The 15,880-nt window shown below is 66.6% G+C and carries 12 protein-coding genes; 10 read left to right on the forward strand and 2 right to left on the reverse strand.

What is annotated here, in order from left to right; all coding sequences use genetic code 11:
• The 5 genes from ACTHJR_RS20440 to ACTHJR_RS20460 form a co-directional block, all read left to right on the forward strand.
• On the forward strand, positions 1-524 hold a 524-nt coding region (locus ACTHJR_RS20440), incomplete at its 5' end, for an ABC transporter permease (protein WP_440525264.1).
• On the forward strand, positions 521-1,327 hold the full coding sequence (locus ACTHJR_RS20445; protein WP_440525265.1) for an ABC transporter permease: 807 nt from the start codon (positions 521-523) through the stop codon (positions 1,325-1,327). The genes ACTHJR_RS20440 and ACTHJR_RS20445, both read left to right, overlap by 4 nt.
• Entirely contained in the window at positions 1,327-2,940 is a 1,614-nt protein-coding gene (locus tag ACTHJR_RS20450; protein WP_440525266.1) for a dipeptide ABC transporter ATP-binding protein, read from the forward strand. Before ACTHJR_RS20445 ends, ACTHJR_RS20450 begins: the two co-directional genes overlap by 1 nt.
• A gap of 121 nt (positions 2,941-3,061) precedes the next feature.
• A complete protein-coding gene (locus ACTHJR_RS20455; protein WP_440525267.1) occupies positions 3,062-5,299 on the forward strand; it encodes a TonB-dependent siderophore receptor in 2,238 nt (745 codons plus the stop codon).
• Between the two features lie 186 nt (positions 5,300-5,485).
• A complete protein-coding gene (locus ACTHJR_RS20460) occupies positions 5,486-6,772 on the forward strand; it encodes an amidohydrolase family protein (protein ID WP_440525268.1) in 1,287 nt (428 codons plus the stop codon).
• 42 nt (positions 6,773-6,814) lie between these two features.
• On the opposite strand, the gene ACTHJR_RS20465 is transcribed toward ACTHJR_RS20460, so the two are convergent.
• Positions 6,815-7,747, reverse strand: coding sequence for an alpha/beta hydrolase (locus tag ACTHJR_RS20465; protein ID WP_440525269.1), 933 nt, complete (start codon positions 7,745-7,747; stop codon positions 6,815-6,817).
• Positions 7,748-7,955: 208 nt separating this feature from the next.
• On the opposite strand from ACTHJR_RS20465, the gene ACTHJR_RS20470 reads away from it, so the two are divergent.
• The 4 genes from ACTHJR_RS20470 to ACTHJR_RS20485 all read left to right on the forward strand — a co-directional run bounded on the left by ACTHJR_RS20470 (position 7,956) and on the right by ACTHJR_RS20485 (position 12,840).
• Entirely contained in the window at positions 7,956-8,855 is a 900-nt protein-coding gene (locus tag ACTHJR_RS20470) for an FCD domain-containing protein (protein WP_440525270.1), read from the forward strand.
• Positions 8,856-9,099: 244 nt separating this feature from the next.
• Positions 9,100-10,107, forward strand: coding sequence for an ornithine cyclodeaminase family protein (locus ACTHJR_RS20475; RefSeq protein WP_440525271.1), 1,008 nt, complete (start codon positions 9,100-9,102; stop codon positions 10,105-10,107).
• Positions 10,100-11,143 (forward strand): proline racemase family protein, encoded by a 1,044-nt coding sequence (locus ACTHJR_RS20480; RefSeq protein WP_440525272.1) that lies wholly within the window; start codon positions 10,100-10,102, stop codon positions 11,141-11,143. Before ACTHJR_RS20475 ends, ACTHJR_RS20480 begins: the two co-directional genes overlap by 8 nt.
• Before the next feature lie 26 nt (positions 11,144-11,169).
• Positions 11,170-12,840: a hypothetical protein gene (locus ACTHJR_RS20485; RefSeq protein WP_440525273.1), complete on the forward strand. Its 1,671-nt coding sequence runs from the start codon at positions 11,170-11,172 to the stop codon at positions 12,838-12,840.
• A gap of 157 nt (positions 12,841-12,997) precedes the next feature.
• Here ACTHJR_RS20485 and ACTHJR_RS20490 read toward each other — a convergent pair whose 3' ends face one another.
• On the reverse strand, positions 12,998-14,449 hold the full coding sequence (locus ACTHJR_RS20490; RefSeq protein ID WP_440525274.1) for a serine hydrolase domain-containing protein: 1,452 nt from the start codon (positions 14,447-14,449) through the stop codon (positions 12,998-13,000).
• A gap of 167 nt (positions 14,450-14,616) precedes the next feature.
• On the opposite strand from ACTHJR_RS20490, the gene ACTHJR_RS20495 reads away from it, so the two are divergent.
• The gene (locus ACTHJR_RS20495; protein ID WP_440525275.1) at positions 14,617-15,753 is read left to right on the forward strand and encodes a PepSY-associated TM helix domain-containing protein; all 1,137 of its coding nucleotides are present in this window, start codon (positions 14,617-14,619) and stop codon (positions 15,751-15,753) included.
• Positions 15,754-15,880 lie beyond the last annotated feature (127 nt).

The raw sequence follows: 15,880 nt of genomic DNA on the forward strand, positions 1-15,880 counted from the left end.
CGGTGCCGAGCTTCTGGCTCGGGCTGTTGCTGCTGCTGGTGTTCGGCGTGTGGCTGCACTGGCTGCCGGTGGTCGGGTACGTGCCGTTCTCGGAGGACCCGTGGGGCGCGATGCTGTTCCTGATCCTGCCGATCGCGACGCTGACGATCTCCGAAAGCGGTGTGCTGATCCGGATGATGCGGTCGAGCGCGATCGACGTGTTGCGGCTCGATTACGTCACCCATGCCCGGGCCAAGGGGCTGAGCGAGCGGACGGTGCTGGCGCGCCACGTCTTCCCCAATGCCTTCGCGCCGACCCTGACCTTGGTTGGGCTGACGCTCGGCCGGCTGTTCGGCGGCATCGCGGTGATCGAAACGGTGTTCACCTTGCCCGGGCTCGGGCGGTTGATGGTGACCGGCGTGCTCAGCCGCGATTATCCGGTGGTGCAGGGCTGCCTGTTGTTCACCGCGATCATCTATGTCGTCGTCAACCTGATCGTCGACCTGCTCTATCCGCTGTTCGATCCGCGCGTGACCGTCGAATGAAGCGCTCGATGCATTCCTTGCTCGGCTTCGGGCTGGTCGCGCTGTTGCTCGGCGTGGTGCTGCTCGGCTTCGTCTGGCTGCCCTATGATCCGCTGGCTATCGACCTCGACCATACGGTGGCGGCGCCGTCGCTGGCGCATTGGCTCGGCACCGACGAGTTCGGCCGCGACGTCGCCTCGCGCGCGATGCTCGGCGCCAGGATCAGCTCGCTGATCGCGATCGAGACGGTGGCGATCTCGATCGTCGCCGGGACCGCGCTGGGCCTGGTGGTCGGCTTCCTGCGCGGCTGGACCGAGCGCGTGCTGATGACCTTCAGCGACGCCCTGCTCGCCTTTCCCGGCATCCTGCTGGCGCTCGCGCTGATCGCGGTGCTGGGATCGAGCCAGAGCAGCATCGTCATCGCGCTCGCCGTCGCTTATCTTCCCGCGACGATCCGCGTGGTGCGCGGCTCGGTCATTTCGATCCGCGAACGTGAATATGTCGAGGCGTCGAAGGTCGCGGGCGACAGCGCGCTCTACACGATGTGGCGCTACGTGCTGCCCAACGCTTTGCCGCCGATCCTGGTGCTGGCGACCAGCCTGTTCGGCTGGGTGGTGCTGTCGGAAAGCGCGTTGAGCTTCCTCGGCGTCGGCGTGCCGCCGCCCTTGCCGACCTGGGGCAACATGCTGTCTTCGGCGCGACCCTATATGTACGCCGCGAGCTGGCTCAGCATCGCGCCCGGCCTGTGCATCGTCGCGACCTTGCTCGGCATCAACATGCTCGGCGACGCGCTGCGCGATCGCCTCGACCCGCGAGACAATTGATGGCCGAGCCGCTTCTTACCATCGAAGGTCTCCGGATCGAGGCGGGCGACCGGGTGTTGCTCGAGGGATTGAGCTTCGCCGTCGCCGCCGGCGAGCGCCTGGCGATAGTCGGCGAATCGGGCAGCGGCAAGACGCTGGCGACGCGCGCCATTCCCGGGCTGCTCGCGCCGGGACTGCGCCGCGTGTCGGGGGCGATCCGTTTCGAGGGACGCGAACTGACCGCGCTCGGCGACCATAGCTTGCGCGCGGTGCGCGGCGCCGGAGTCGGGTTGGTGTTCCAGGAGCCGATGACCTCGCTCAACCCGGCCCTGCCGATCGGCGTGCAATTGGGGGAGGGGCTCAAGCTCCATCGCGGGCTCGACGATGCCGAGGTCCGGCGGCGCAGCATCGACATGCTGGCGCGGGTGCAGATCGCCGATCCGGAAACCTGTCTGGCGCGCTATCCGCACGAATTCTCCGGCGGCATGCGGCAGCGGATCATGCTCGCCTCGGTGCTGCTGCTCCAGCCCAGGCTGCTGATCGCCGACGAGCCGACCACGGCGCTCGACACGCTCAGCCAGCGCGAGGTGCTGCAATTGATGGTCGCGCTGACTCGCGAGATGGGCACCGCGCTGCTGCTCATCACCCACGATCTCGGGCTGGTCGCCGAATATACCGATCGCGTGATCGTGCTCGAAAAGGGCGTGCTGGTCGAAGAAGGCGTGACCGCCGAGGTGCTGGCGCGACCCAAACATCCCTATACCGCCAAATTGGTCGGCTCGCTGCCGCGCAAGGACGGCGCGCGCGCCGCGATTCCCGCCGATGCGGCGACGCTGCTTCGGATCGAGAATGCGCGGGTCGATTATCCCGGCAAGCCGGGGCTGCTCCGTGCGGGCGCCCCGAAGCGGGTGATCGACGACGTCACGCTCGACGTTCGCGAGGGCGAGATCGTCGCTCTGGTCGGGGCGAGCGGGTCGGGCAAGACCACGCTGGGCCGCGCCGCCTTGGGACTGAAGCCGCTGGCCGGCGGCCGCATCCTGTTCGACGGCAACGACATCGCGACGCTCGGCCGCGCCGGCGAGCGCGCCTTTCGCCGCGATGCGCAACTGGTGTTCCAGGATCCTTTCTCGTCACTGCCGCCGCATCTCCGGATCGGCGAGATCGTCGGCGCCGCGTTGCGTCACGTCCCCGGAGTGAGCGCGGCCGAGCGGCGCGAGCGCGTGCGCGCGACCCTGGACGATGTCGGGCTCGCCGGGTTCGAGCAGCGCCGCCCGCACCAGATGTCGGGCGGGCAACGCCAGCGTGTCGCGATCGCGCGCGCCATTGTCTCGCAGCCTCGTTTGGTGGTCGCCGACGAGCCGGTGTCGGCGCTCGACGTCACCATCCAGCTCCAGGTGCTGACCTTGCTCCAGCGGCTGCAGCGCGACCGCGGCTTTGCCTGCCTGTTCATCACCCACGACCTTGCCGTGGTCGAGCAGATCGCCGATCGCGTCATCGTCCTCGAACGCGGGCGGATCGTCGAGCAAGGGCCGACCGACATGGTGTTCGCCGCGCCCGAGCATGACTACACCCGGCGGTTGCTGGCCGCCTCACCGGCGCTCGCGCTGACCGAGACGCTGGCCGCGCACGGATAGTGTGTATTTTCGGCTTTACAAAATACAATTAAACATTATTGATACTGAAAATACACGAATCTGACACGAAGAGGTCGGTGAGCAGGGCGCTTGGGCGCCGAGCCAGGGGAGTGAGACGAGCATGAAGCTTTCGCGTGTTTTGCTGTTGGGAACGTCGGTCCTGGTATCGTGCGCCATGCCGGGCGTCGCGTTCGCTCAGTCGACCGATGCACCGCCGACGAACGGGCAAGCTGCCGATCCGCAATCCTCCAATGCCGGCCAGCCCCAAGAGGACATCGTCGTCACCGGCGAGCGCAACAACCAGTTCGGCACCGACACCGCGCAATCGGGCAGCTTCCGCAACGCCAAGATCCTCGACATCCCGATGACCGTATCGGTCATTCCTGACGCCTTGCTCAAGTCGCAGCAGGCGGTCGACCTGATCGACGCGGTGCGCAACACCGCCGGCGTGTCGTCGTCGGGCGTCGGCCCGGCGAGCTACAACAACCTCACGATCCGCGGCATCACCGTCGACACGCGGTCGAGCTACAAGCTCGACGGCACGCTCAACATCCTGTCGTCGACCGCTTTCCCGCTCGAGGACAAGGATCGCGTCGAGATCCTGAAGGGCGCCTCGGCGATCTATTACGGCTTCTCGCCGCCCTCGGGCATCGTCAATTTCGTGATGAAGCGGGCGACCCCGGAGCTTTACGTCGGCGTGCGCGCGTTCGGTGATGCCAATGGCGGCTATGGCGGCCATCTCGACGTCGGCGACACGTTCGGCATCTTCGGCTTCCGCATCAACGGCGTCGCCGCGCACCAGGATACCGGCATCACCTTCGCCAAGGGCGACCGCTATCTGGCGTCGGGCACGTTCGACGTGAAGCCGACCTCGAAACTGACGCTGTCGGCCGATCTCGAATGGTTCAAGCGCAGTATCGTCGAGCCGGCGACCTTCATCATCCCGAACGGCGCGACCAAGCTTCCGCCGCTCGCCTATCTCGACCCGAGCAAGAATATCGGCGGGCTCGACTGGGACAATAACCGCACCGAAGAGCTCAACATGCTGTTCAAGGGCGTGTGGAAGTTCACCAAGGACTGGGACGTCACCGCGTACTGGGGCCGTTCGCACCTGAACCGCTTCCGCTACAACCCCGGTTTCGTGCCCGCCAACATAACGGCGTTGAACACCCAGGCGCAGATCAACGCCTACAATGCGTCGGTGACGCCTGGCAGCCCGACCTTCGGTGCGGGCGTGGTCCGGTTCGGCACCCGGATTCAGACCGCTGGCTATGAGAATATCAGCTACGCGGTGGAGGTGCATGGCAAGATCACGACCGGGGACATCACCAACAGCGTCCTGCTGGGCGCTTCTCGATCGCTGCGCAGCCTGGCGGGTTCGCCGGCAACGCCGCGGACGGTGATCCCGGCGGACAATTTCCTCAATCCGATCATCGTCCCCAACCCCAATGCCGTGCTGGGTACGCGCCCGATCCCGTCGACGATCGACGACAAGGGCCTCTATGCGTTCGACGATCTGAGCTTCAAGAACATCGTCCACCTGACCGGCGGCGTGCGCGTCACGGATTATACCAATGACGGTTCGACCAATCTCAGCACCAAGGCGCCGTACGAAGTGAAGCCGACCGCGGTGTCGGGCGGCGTGATCGTCAAGCCGGCAGAATGGGCGAGCGTCTACGGCACCTATATCCAGGGCCTGGAAGAGAATGCGATCGCGTCGAATAACGTCGACAATGCGCAGACCGTCTTCCCGCCGATCTCGAGCACGCTCTACGAGGCGGGCCTCAAGCTGCAGCCACGTAAGAACCTGCTCATTCAGCTCGCTTATTTCGATATCAAGCGAGAGGGTGCGTATAACGAACGTATCGACCCGTCGACCGGTCTGCTGCATGGTTTCGGCGATGCGACCCAGACCTATCGCGGGTTCGAGGGCAGCGTGGGCGGTTACCTGACCAGGGACCTGGCGGTCAACGCCACGCTGATGCTGCTCAAGGCCCGGACCTTCCAGGCTGCCAATGCGGCGTCGCTGCACACCGTCCCGGGTGGGACTCCGGATGTCAGCTGGTCGCTGTCGGGCGAATATACTTTGTCGTGGTTGACGCCGAGCCTGAAGGTATCGGCCGGGGCGTTCCACACCGGCAAACAGGCGGTCGACGACACCAACACGGCGTTTACCGATCCCTATACACCCTTCGACATCGGCGCCTCGTACGAGTTCAAGCTGGGTGGCCACAAGCTCATCGCCCGAGTCAACGGCCAGAACATCACCAACAAGCGCTATTGGGCGGCAGTCGGCGCCGGCGCGCTCGCGGAATCGCTCCCGAGCACGGTCAAATTCTCGCTCGCCTTCCAATATTGAGGGGCATTTGACGAAGACCATGAGACCGGGAGCGCCATGCGCTTCCGGTCTTTTTTGTTTTCACTTCGCGCGCCCGTAGGGGGCCGACCGGAGATGACGAAGGCGATGAAAGCGATGCGATCGATACGGCGGGGCGGGAAATATGGTGCCGCGCTTGCGGCGCTCTCGCTGGGCTTGTCGCCGGCCATGGCCGATAGCTACGCTATCCGCGACGTCACGGTCATCGACGGGACCGGGCGCCCGGGAGTCGCGCATCGCACCGTGCTGATCGACGGCGAACGGATCGTCGCGATCGGCGGGGCGCGGCTGCCGATCGGCAAGGCCAGGATCATCGACGGCCGCGGCAAATATCTCATGCCCGGCATGATCGACGCGCATATCCACCTCCGCGATACCGGGCCGGACGGCAAGAAGCACAGCATGGACCTCGCCGCCGCGCGGGCCACGCTGGCGGGCTATCTCGCATTGGGCTTCACCACCGTCGCCGACCTCGGCAATCTCCCCGGCACGGTCCAGCTCCTGCGCGACGCCGACCCGCGTGTCTCTGCGCGGGTGCTGATCGTCGGGCGCCTGTTCACCGCGCCCGGCGGACGGAACATCGATATCGGCATTCCCGTCAGCTCCGCCGATCCGCTGCTGCTCGCGCGGCATCGCGCCGAAGAGCATCCCGACCTGATCAAGATGGTCGAGGACGGCGGCGGCTTCGGCGGGCAGAGCTCCGCCAACGAGCTTTCCACCCAAGTCATGCGCGCGATCGTCGACGACGAGCATCGCCATGGATTGCGGGTGGTGGTGCACGTCGCGCGCGAATCGGATGCGCGCAACGCGATCGCCGCCGGGGCCGACGGGCTGGCGCATCCGGTCTGGGCCGAAGCCGAGAGTGACGACTTCGTCCGGCTGGTCGCGGGACGGCGCATTCCGTTCGCGACGACGCTGGCGGTCGCCGACCAATATGGCCGGCTGATGCGGCACCCCGAATTTCTCGACCGGCCCGATTACGCCTTGGTCCTGACCGACGCCGAGCGAACCCGCTTGCGCACGCGACAGCGCGACCAGTTCCTGCGCATGCCGGTCGCGGCGTGGCGCGAGCGGATGCTGCCGACGGAGATGCGCAACATCGTCCGGATCGTCCGCGCCGGCGGCGTGGCCGCGCTCGGCACCGACCTCGCCTCGGGCGCGTCGTCGCATCGCGAGATGCAATTGCTCCGTCAGGCCGGGCTGTCGCCGCTCCAGATCATCCGGATCGCCACGTTCAACGCGGCGACTTTCCTGGGTCAGGACCGAGAGCTCGGCAGCATCGCACCGGGCAAGATCGCCGATCTCGTGCTGCTCAACAGCGATCCTTGCAAGGATATCGACGCCACCGAGGACATCGCGATGGTGATGCATCGCGGCTTAGTCGTCGATCGCGCGCGATTGCCAGTGGCGGGAAGCAACGCGATGCCGTCCGTTCCCACGGCGGACCGCCAATGATCGTCAGCGGCGAGGGGCGGAGCACCACGCTCCCTCGTCCCTTCAGGGCCGGAGCGGTTCGCCGTTCCGGCCTTTTTTGCGAATCCCGGCGTCCAGCGGCCGGCGGAGCGCGCGATCGAGGATACGGCGTGTCGCCGCGGGCGCATCCACCCAGGGAAAATGCCCGGCATGCGGGATGACCATCAGCCGCGCCCGCGGATAGGTTGCGGTGAGCGCCGGCTCATTGCCCCTGATCCAGTCGATATCGCCGGCCAGGATCATCACCGGGAAGCGGGCGGTGGCGAGCGCGATGCGATAGTCCCGCTGATAGGAATCTGACAGCCGCATGACGTCGAGATGGATCCGGTCGTTGGTCAGGCTATCGATGAAGGCCGTGCCGCGTGCGGGGTGATAGAAGCTCGCGCGGAACTTGATCTTCATCGCGGCGATCCGGTCGCCGCCGGCCCGCGCCGCGTCGTATCGCGCCAGGTCGTCGGGCGTCAGCCGTCGCCGCCAGCCGTCGAGCTGGACCGCGGATTTCATCTCGGGGCCGACCGAATCCATCAGCATCAGCGCGGCAACATGGTCGGGATGGGCGGCGGCATAGGCCTGGGCGACCGCGCCGCCGAACGAATGGCCGAGGATCGTGATCCGGCCGATCCCGGCGGCAGCGCGCACCGCCTCGACATCGGCGACGCTGCCGGCGACGGTCAGACGGCTGCCGTCGCCGATCGCGGCGCGCGAGGCGCCGGTACCGCGCGGCTCGATCACGATCGCGCGATGCCCCGATGCGGTCACCATCCGGGCGAGGCCGTCGACATAAGCGGCATCGAGGCCCGGTCCGCCGGGGATGATCATGACCGGATCGCCGCGCCCGCAATCGCGGTACCCGATCGCGCCGCCGGGCGTTGTCGCTTCACGCAACGGACAGGGTATCAAGGGGCGGTCGGCGGCGATCAACAGGACGGCGCCGATACAGACGAGAAGCGTGCGCATTCCGGGCTCCCGGAGCGAGTTTCGAACATTGTTATTGCACTATTGAATTTAAAAAAACAAATCCAATTCTTACGGCTCCGGCCGGTGGCAGGGCGGCCGATCGAGCGCCGTGCTTCCTTTTGCATCCTTGAGCGCGAAAGTGTAATCCATGGGATCGGCTGAATTTGTGAAAGATCGAGGGAAAATGGCGGGAGCGGCAGCGCGGAAAATGGACAGCGACAAGGCGCCGCCACGCGCCAGTCGGCTGCAGGCGGACCTCGCCGCGCGGATCCTCCGGATGCTCAAGGAACAAGGCGCGGGGCCCGGCCATCACCTCGTCGAACTCGATCTCTGCCGCCATTTCGACGTGTCGCGGACGCCGGTTCGCGGCGCGCTCAAATTGCTCGCCGACCAGGGCGCGGTCGAGGCGCGCGCCAATCGCGGCTATGTGCTGCGCGGGCCGATCACCGAGGCGCCCGACATCGAGGTCGCCAATCCCGAGGATGAGGAGGACCAGCGGCTCTTCATCGCCATCGCCGAGGCGCGCAACCAGGGGCGGATGCCCGATCAGTGCAGCCAGCTCGAGGTCGCGCGGCTGTTCGACGCCAAATTGCCGACAGTGGTGCGCGTGCTGCGCCAGCTTGCGGAATTGGGGCTGGTCGAGCGCAAGCCGGGCAACGGCTGGTCGTTCACCTTGCCGATCAATTCGGGCCGCGCGCGCGCCGACAGCTACGCCTTCCGCGCCGTTGTCGAGCCGGCAGGACTGCTCGAATCCACTTTCGAGCTCGACCGCGACTGGCTCGACCGCAGCCGTGCCGAGCATCTCGCCTTTCGCAAGCGCAAGTGGCGCGACACGCTGGCGGTCGAATTGTTCGCGATCAACGCCGACTTCCACGAAGGGCTCGCGCGCTGTTCGGGCAATCGCTATTTGCTCGACGCGGTGCAGCGCCAGAACAAGCTGCGCTCGTTCATGAACATCCAGTGGATCAACGGCGCCGAGCGCGTGGTCGATTCGATCGACGAGCATCTCGAGATCATGGATGCGATCGAGGCTGGCGATAACCAGAAGGCGCACGATCTGATGAAGGCGCATCTGGTGATGGCGCGCGACGTCGAGGCGACGGTCTAGCCAGCATACTCCGCGGAACGGTGGCGTGCAGCGAACGTCACCCCGGACTTGTTCCGGGTCCAACGAGGGTCACGGAAAAGATCGAGCCTCCATGGAATCCGACGCGGTTGGTCGGATGCCGGAACGAGCCCGGCATGACGATCGAGGTTCGCGGCACGACACGCCAACCTAGATAAAGCTGTTGTATTTTTAAATTCAATAGGACAAAGTTGCCGCGTGATCGGGAGCGACGGCGACGATGCTATTGGGCGACCGCAAGGCTGGAGAGGAAAAAGGCGCGGAACGCGGCGCCATTGTCGTGGTCGGCGCGGCGGAAACGCGCCGCGCCTTGCCGTTCGATGCCCTGATCCCCGCGCTCCGGACCGCGTTTGCCGGCGATGCGACAGTTCCGGGGCGACACCATCACCATATCCATCATCCCGAAGGCGATGGCGTCCTGTTGCTGATGCCGGCGTGGAACGCCGATCTGCTCGGCACCAAGATCGCCACCATCCATCCCGCCAATAATACGCGCGGCGTGCCGAGCGTCCACAGCACCTACCTGCTCGCGGACGCCGCGACCGGCGCGCCATTGGCATTGCTCGACGGCAACGAGATTACCGCACGCCGGACCATCGCGGCGTCGGCGCTGGCGGCCACATTTCTCGCGCGCCGGGACGCGAGCAGATTGCTCGTCGTCGGCGCGGGAAAGATCGCCGCGCTCGCCGCGCTGGCCTACGCCGCGGTTCGCCCGATCCGCCAGGTCGCGATATGGAATCGCGACGTCGCCAAGGCGGAGCGGCTCGCGGCGGAGTTGCGGAAGCAAGGCTTCGACGCTGAGGCGACGAGGTCGCTCGAAACGGCGGCTCGGGAGGCCGACATCGTCACCTGCGCCACGCCATCGACCGCGCCGATCATCCAGGGAGAATGGCTTGCTCCCGGCACGCATCTCGACTTGATCGGCAGCTTCACGCCGGAGATGCGCGAGGCCGACGACGCCTGCTTCGCGCGCGGTCGGATCTATGTCGACACGCGCGCCGCGCTGACCGAGACGGGCGACCTGACCGGGCCGATCGCAAACGGAATCATCACGCCGGACGATGTCATCGGATCGCTCGCCGACCTGTGCGCGGGCCGCGTCGCCGGGCGCGGCGCGGCGGAGGAGATCACCATCCTCAAATCGGTCGGTACCGCGCTTGCCGATCTCGCGGCGGCCGCGCTGGTTCACGCGCGTCGTTCGACGCCGTCTTTCGGAAAGACCGATCGTGGCTGAGGCCCGCATCCTCCATGTCGTCGACCTGCATACGGCCGGAGAGCCCGTGCGGATCGTCGAACGCGGCTATCCCGATCTGGTCGGCGCGACGATCCTGGAGAAGCGCCGCGATGCGCTCGATCGGTTCGACGATCTCCGCCGGATGCTGATGCTCGAACCGCGCGGGCACGCCGGCATGTACGGCGTCATCCCGACCGCGCCGTGCCATCCCGACGCCGACCTGGCAGTGCTGTTCACGCACCAGGAAGGTTACAGCACGATGTGCGGCCACGCAACGATCGCGATCGGCCGCTGGGCGGTCGACACCGGGCGCGTGGCGATGGTCGACGGCCGCGCGCGCTTCGGGCTCGAGGCACCATGCGGGGTGGTGCAGGTCGAGGTGGAGGCGGCGGCCGACGGCGGAACCCCGCTCGTGGCGTTCGAGAGCGTCGAGTCCTTCGCCAGCCATCTCGACCGGCAGGTCGACGTGCCCGGCTTCGGCCGCGTCGGTTTCGATATTGCGTTCGGCGGCGCTTATTACGCGATCCTACCCGCCTCGCGGCTCGGTCTGCCGCTGATGGACACGCAATTGGCCGACCTGGTCGCGGCGGGCGTGGCGATCACCGACGCGGTCCGCGCGGAGATTGCGATCGAGCACCCGAGCGAGCCCGAGCTCTCCTTGCTCTATGGCACCATCCTGACCGACGACGTGCCGCTCGGCGCCCATGGCGGTCGCCCCAGCTACAATCTCTGCATCTTCGCCGAAGGACAGATCGACCGCTCGCCGACCGGCAGCGGGGTGACCGCGCGGATCGCGCTGGCGGCCGCACGCGGCGAGATGGCGGTCGGGCAGCAATGCGAGATCCGCGGCGTCTCGGGCGAAGGCTTCACCGGCTCGCTGGCGCGGCACGAGCAGCGCGCGGGCGGCGCGGTATCGCGCGTTCGCGTCGCCGGGCGATCCTATTACGCGGCGCGGTCCGAATTCGTCGCCGAGCCCGGTGACCGCTTCGCTCACGGCTTCGAACTGCCCGCGCGGTTCGCCGATCTACCCCGATAACAGACGATAAAGACTGGAGAGAATGAATGAGGAAATGGGTCGTCGCGTTGCTTGCGATCTTGGGGGCGGCGGCCTGCGCCACCCCCGCCGCCGCTAAGGACCACAAGCCGCTGCGGCTCGACGCCGCGATGTTCCCGCCGACCGACTGCACCGCTTATGTCGCTTACGATCGCGACATGAAGCTGCCGGGCTATATCCTGCCGACCAAGGCGGGACCCCGGACCTGCATTCCCTTCACCACGGTGCGCGCGCACAAGCCCAAGGGCTATCGCGGCGATTTCTACGTGGCCAATTTCACCGACCGGAAGCTCCGCGAGCGCTGGGAAAAGTGCAAGCACGACAAGAAATGCCGCAAGCGCGTCTACGACCAGGTGCTCAAGCGCCATCCGCCGAACAAGGAATATGGCCTCAAGGACCCGCATGGCCGCTACCTGCTCGGCAAGATCGACGAGAAGGGCGGCGATACCGATCTGAGCCAAGTGCGCCGGCCGGCCTTCTTCGCCCGCGCGCCGTATAACGAGCCGATCGCGGCGGCCGATCGCGACACGTATGTCGTCGAATTCACCGCGCCGGTCGAAGCCTATGAACGCATCCGCATGAAGATGACCGGCGATATCAAGATCCGCGGCTGGTACATTCGCGGCGCCGGCATCGACGACGGCAAGGGCGGGCGCAAGCGCGCGCTGATCATCATGAACGGCGGCGGCGGCGACCGCGTCACCGCGCTCGATGATCCCAGAGACGTCGCCTACAAGGTCGATCCCAAGACCGGCGTGACCATCCCCGACGACGACTGGCCAAAGGGCGGGACCGGCGTCCAGGGCGAGCGCTATTGGCGTCAGGCCTGGTATCGCCTGCATCAGGCCGGGTTCGACGTGCTGGCGATGGACCGCCGCGGCGTCGGCATCTCGGGCGGCTATAGCGACACCAATACGCTGCAGCAGGGCCACGACCTGCTCGACATCGTCGCGGCTCTCCGGACCGGCGATGGCATGCGCGCGCTCGGCCCCGATGGTAAGCTGACCATCGGCGCGGAAGCGGCGGCGGCGGCCTATGGCGGCCCCTCGGGCGCCGGCCTGCCGGTGTTCTTCATGGGCAGTTCGCGCGGCACGATGGCGAGCGGCTGGGCGATGACGATCAATTTCGACAAGGATTGCAGCTACGATCTGCCCAAGATCGCCTGCACCGCGCCGCGCCGCGACCCTCACGTCAAGGGCGCGATCCTGGTCGCCGATTTCTCGAGCGGCGTCGGCTATCTCGAATCCGAGACCAGCCCCAAGGACGACGGCCGTGGCCCGGGCCGCGATCGCGGCCTGTTCATCGGCGGGATCGAGGAAGAAAATAACATCGTCTTCTTCCCGAGCTCGGCGATTTTGGCCGGCATGAGCAAATGGCCGAGCGCGTTCTTCGCTCGCGGATTATGGTGCTATGCCGACGGGCTGGAGGGCGAGATCGCCTCGTACGAGCGGATCCACGGTCTCAAGGACCTCGTCGTGGTGCGCGGCCCGCACGCCTGGGAGACCTGGCCGGCGGAAGAAAAGGAGCGCGTCCAGGACGGCATCATCGCTTACGCCCGCGCGGTCGTGCTCGGCCAGTCGACCATCCCGGGGCGCCGGACGTGGCGCAACATGAAGGACCTGGTCGCAACCAGCAGCGACGTGTGGGAACCGTCGACCAAGCCGACCTTGGTGCCGTAGGGGATTGTCTCCCTCTCCCTTTGGGAGAGGGAGGGAGCTGCCGGAGGCAGCGGAAGGGTGAGGGCAGCGTCAGGTTTCCAAACCTGCCCTCACCTTCCCACTCGGCTGCGCCGAGCGGGTCCCTTCCTCTCCCAAAGGGAGAGGAGATTTACGGAAATCACTCCGCTCGCACCGCCGTCAGCGTCGGCCACGCCCGCGCGCCGGAATTGATGTTGACCGAGCGCTCCATCACCAGCCGGTCGCGATCGACCGTGAAAACGAACGTGTCGCGGAACGCGGCTTCGAGATAATGGACCACCAATTCGAGCTGGTTGTCGGCGATCCAGCGCACACCGGCCGCGACCGGCATGTCTTCCATGCGATAGCCGTGATGCATGTCCGCGCCCGGCAAATAGGTCGGCGCCAGCGCCCAGCCGTCGCGACCGGCGGTGACGCGATGCGCGCCTTCCCCGTCGCGCAACGTGACGCATGCCTCTTCGGGGCCGAAGTCGAACTCGATCCCGGTCAATCCCTTGTCGTTCGGCGCCACGTCCCAGCGGCCGGCGAAGGTTGCTTCATTGGCCGGCGCGAGCGAGACGAAGTCGGGGCGCTTGCTCCACCCGGTCAGGCGTTCGGCCAATGCGGCGTCGGCGGCGGCATCGGTGCCGCCCACGAACGCCGCCGGGAAATGGCGATTGAGGTGCGGCAGCACGACCCGGCTCTCGTCCATCGCGCTGTTGAACGCGAGCACCGCGTTCGATCCCGGGAACACCCGGACCATCTGCACGAACACCCCGAGCATCGCGAAATAGCCGTCGCCGACCACCCAATGATAGCCATATTGGTCGCCCGGCTCGCCGGCATGGATCCGCGTCGCCTGGTCGACCCACCATTCCGACAAGATGCGCTGTCCCTGCCACAGCCCCTTCTGGGCATGGAGGATGCCGATCTTGAGCCCGTCGGCGGTGGTGAAGCTGATGCCGTTGCCGCCCGGGTTGATGCCGTCGGGGCCGACATCCCAGCGGATGTTGGCGATACCCAGCGGATCGAACAGCCGGGGTTTGAGGAAATCGAAACAGGTCTCGCCGGTCACGCGCGTGACGATCGCCGACAGCATGTAACTCGCCGCGCTCGAATAGACATAGGTCGTGCCCGGCTCGTGATCGAACGGGATGCGGAAGAATTCGGCGATCCAGCTCGTCGCGATGCCGCGCCAGATCGAGCCAGACACTTCGGTGCCCTGGCCCGATCGCATCGTCAGCAGATCCTCGACCGTCATCCGCGCCGCCGGGCTGTCGGGATCGATCTCGACTTCGGGGAACAGCGGGGCGACCTTCTGGTCGAGCGCCAGCTTGCCGGCATCGACCAGCATGCCGATCGCGCAGGCGGTGATGCTCTTGGTCATCGAATGCGTCATGCGCAGCCGGTCGCCGCTGTACGGCCAGTGCCAGCCCTCCGCGACCACCAATCCGTCGCGCCACAACATCACATCGTGCAGCTCCAGCCCCGCCGCCTCGACATCGTCGATGAACCCCAGGATCTCGCGCGAATCGACCCGCGCGCTCGACGGCGAACCGCGGCGCAGGCCATCGGGAAATTGGGAGGCAACAGACGGAAAAGGTGAGGCCACGAAAGGTCCGGAAACGAGGGGTGGAACGTCGCCAACGGTTACCGCTCGCCCCGGGAAGCGTCAATGATTTTGTATTTTGGTTGCCAATAGTCCAAAATTTGCTATCGCTGCGTCGACGGGCCGGCGGGGCGATCCCCCGAGGCCGACTCTCTTTCTTGCGGGCGAGCGTGATCAAGAAACCCACTTATCTGAAGCTCCACCGCTGGCTCGGCCTGACGGTCGGATTGTTCCTCATGATCCAGGGCCTGACCGGCGCGGTCATGGCGTTCCGCGATGCGCTCGAGCCGGTCGTCATGCCCGCGCTGGTGGTGCCGGCGCGCGCCGAGCGGTTGCCGGTGCAGGCGCTGCTCGACGCTTTCCATCGCGCGCATCCCGACGCCGATCTGCAGCGCGCCGAATGGCCCGATGCCGCCAACCAGGCGGTGATCTTCAAATCGACGATCAGGAAGGCGCGCTGGCTGACCGCGATCGATCCGTTCGACGGGCGTGTCGTCCACGACGGCACGATGACCGCCTGGCCGCTCGAATTCATCTTCAACATTCACGAGCAATTGCTGTCGGGCCCGATCGGCGAGACGCTGATCGGGTTCGAGGGGCTCTCGCTGTTCGTGCTGATCGTGTTCGGCCTGTCGTTCTGGTGGCCCGGCCGCAAGCGGCTGAAGCAGGGATTCCGGCTCAAACTCGACGGCAGCAACGACCTGCGCTGGCGTACGCTGCACCGTGCGGTCGGCGGCGGCATTGGACTGGTGCTGCTGGTGTCGGCGACGACCGGCGTGCTGATGGTGTGGAAGGAACAGGTTCGCGGCGGGATGAACCTGGTAGTGAAGACCGAAAGCCGGCCGTCGCCCAAGGTCGCCAAGATCGATGGCGGCAAGATGGTGGCGATCGATCCGCTGATCGCGCACGCCAGGGCGAGCTATGGCGACACGGCGTTCCGCCAGTTGCGCTTCTCGAGCGGCGGGCGCGTGGTCGCGGTGTTCCTCGACAGCAATCGCACCATTCGCGCGGACGGTACCACGCAGGTCTATTACAATCGCTACGACGGCCGCGAGCTCGCGCATTATGTCGCCGGCACGCAGTCCGGCGGCGCCGAGTTCCTCGACTGGCTCTACACCGTGCATACCGGCCTGTGGGGCGGCACGCTGACGCAGGCGATCATGATGTTCGCCGCGCTCAGCCTGGTCGGCATGGCCGCGAGCGGATTGTGGCTCTGGTATTCGCGCACGCGGCGCGAGCGGGCGCGAAAAGCCGCGCGCGCCAACGAACAACGGGAGAAAGTGGCGATGAAAGCGGTCGGCCGATGACGCGGCTGTTGGTGCTGCCCGGCGACGGGATCGGGCCGGAGATCACCGAGGCGACGATCGCGGTCGTCCGCGCCGCAGTGGGCGAGGGCGTTGCGTTCGAGGAAATGGCGATCGGCGAGGCCAGCCT

It is taken from the genome of Sphingomonas sp. (assembly GCF_051962185.1).
Taxonomy (GTDB): Bacteria; Pseudomonadota; Alphaproteobacteria; order Sphingomonadales; family Sphingomonadaceae; genus Sphingomonas.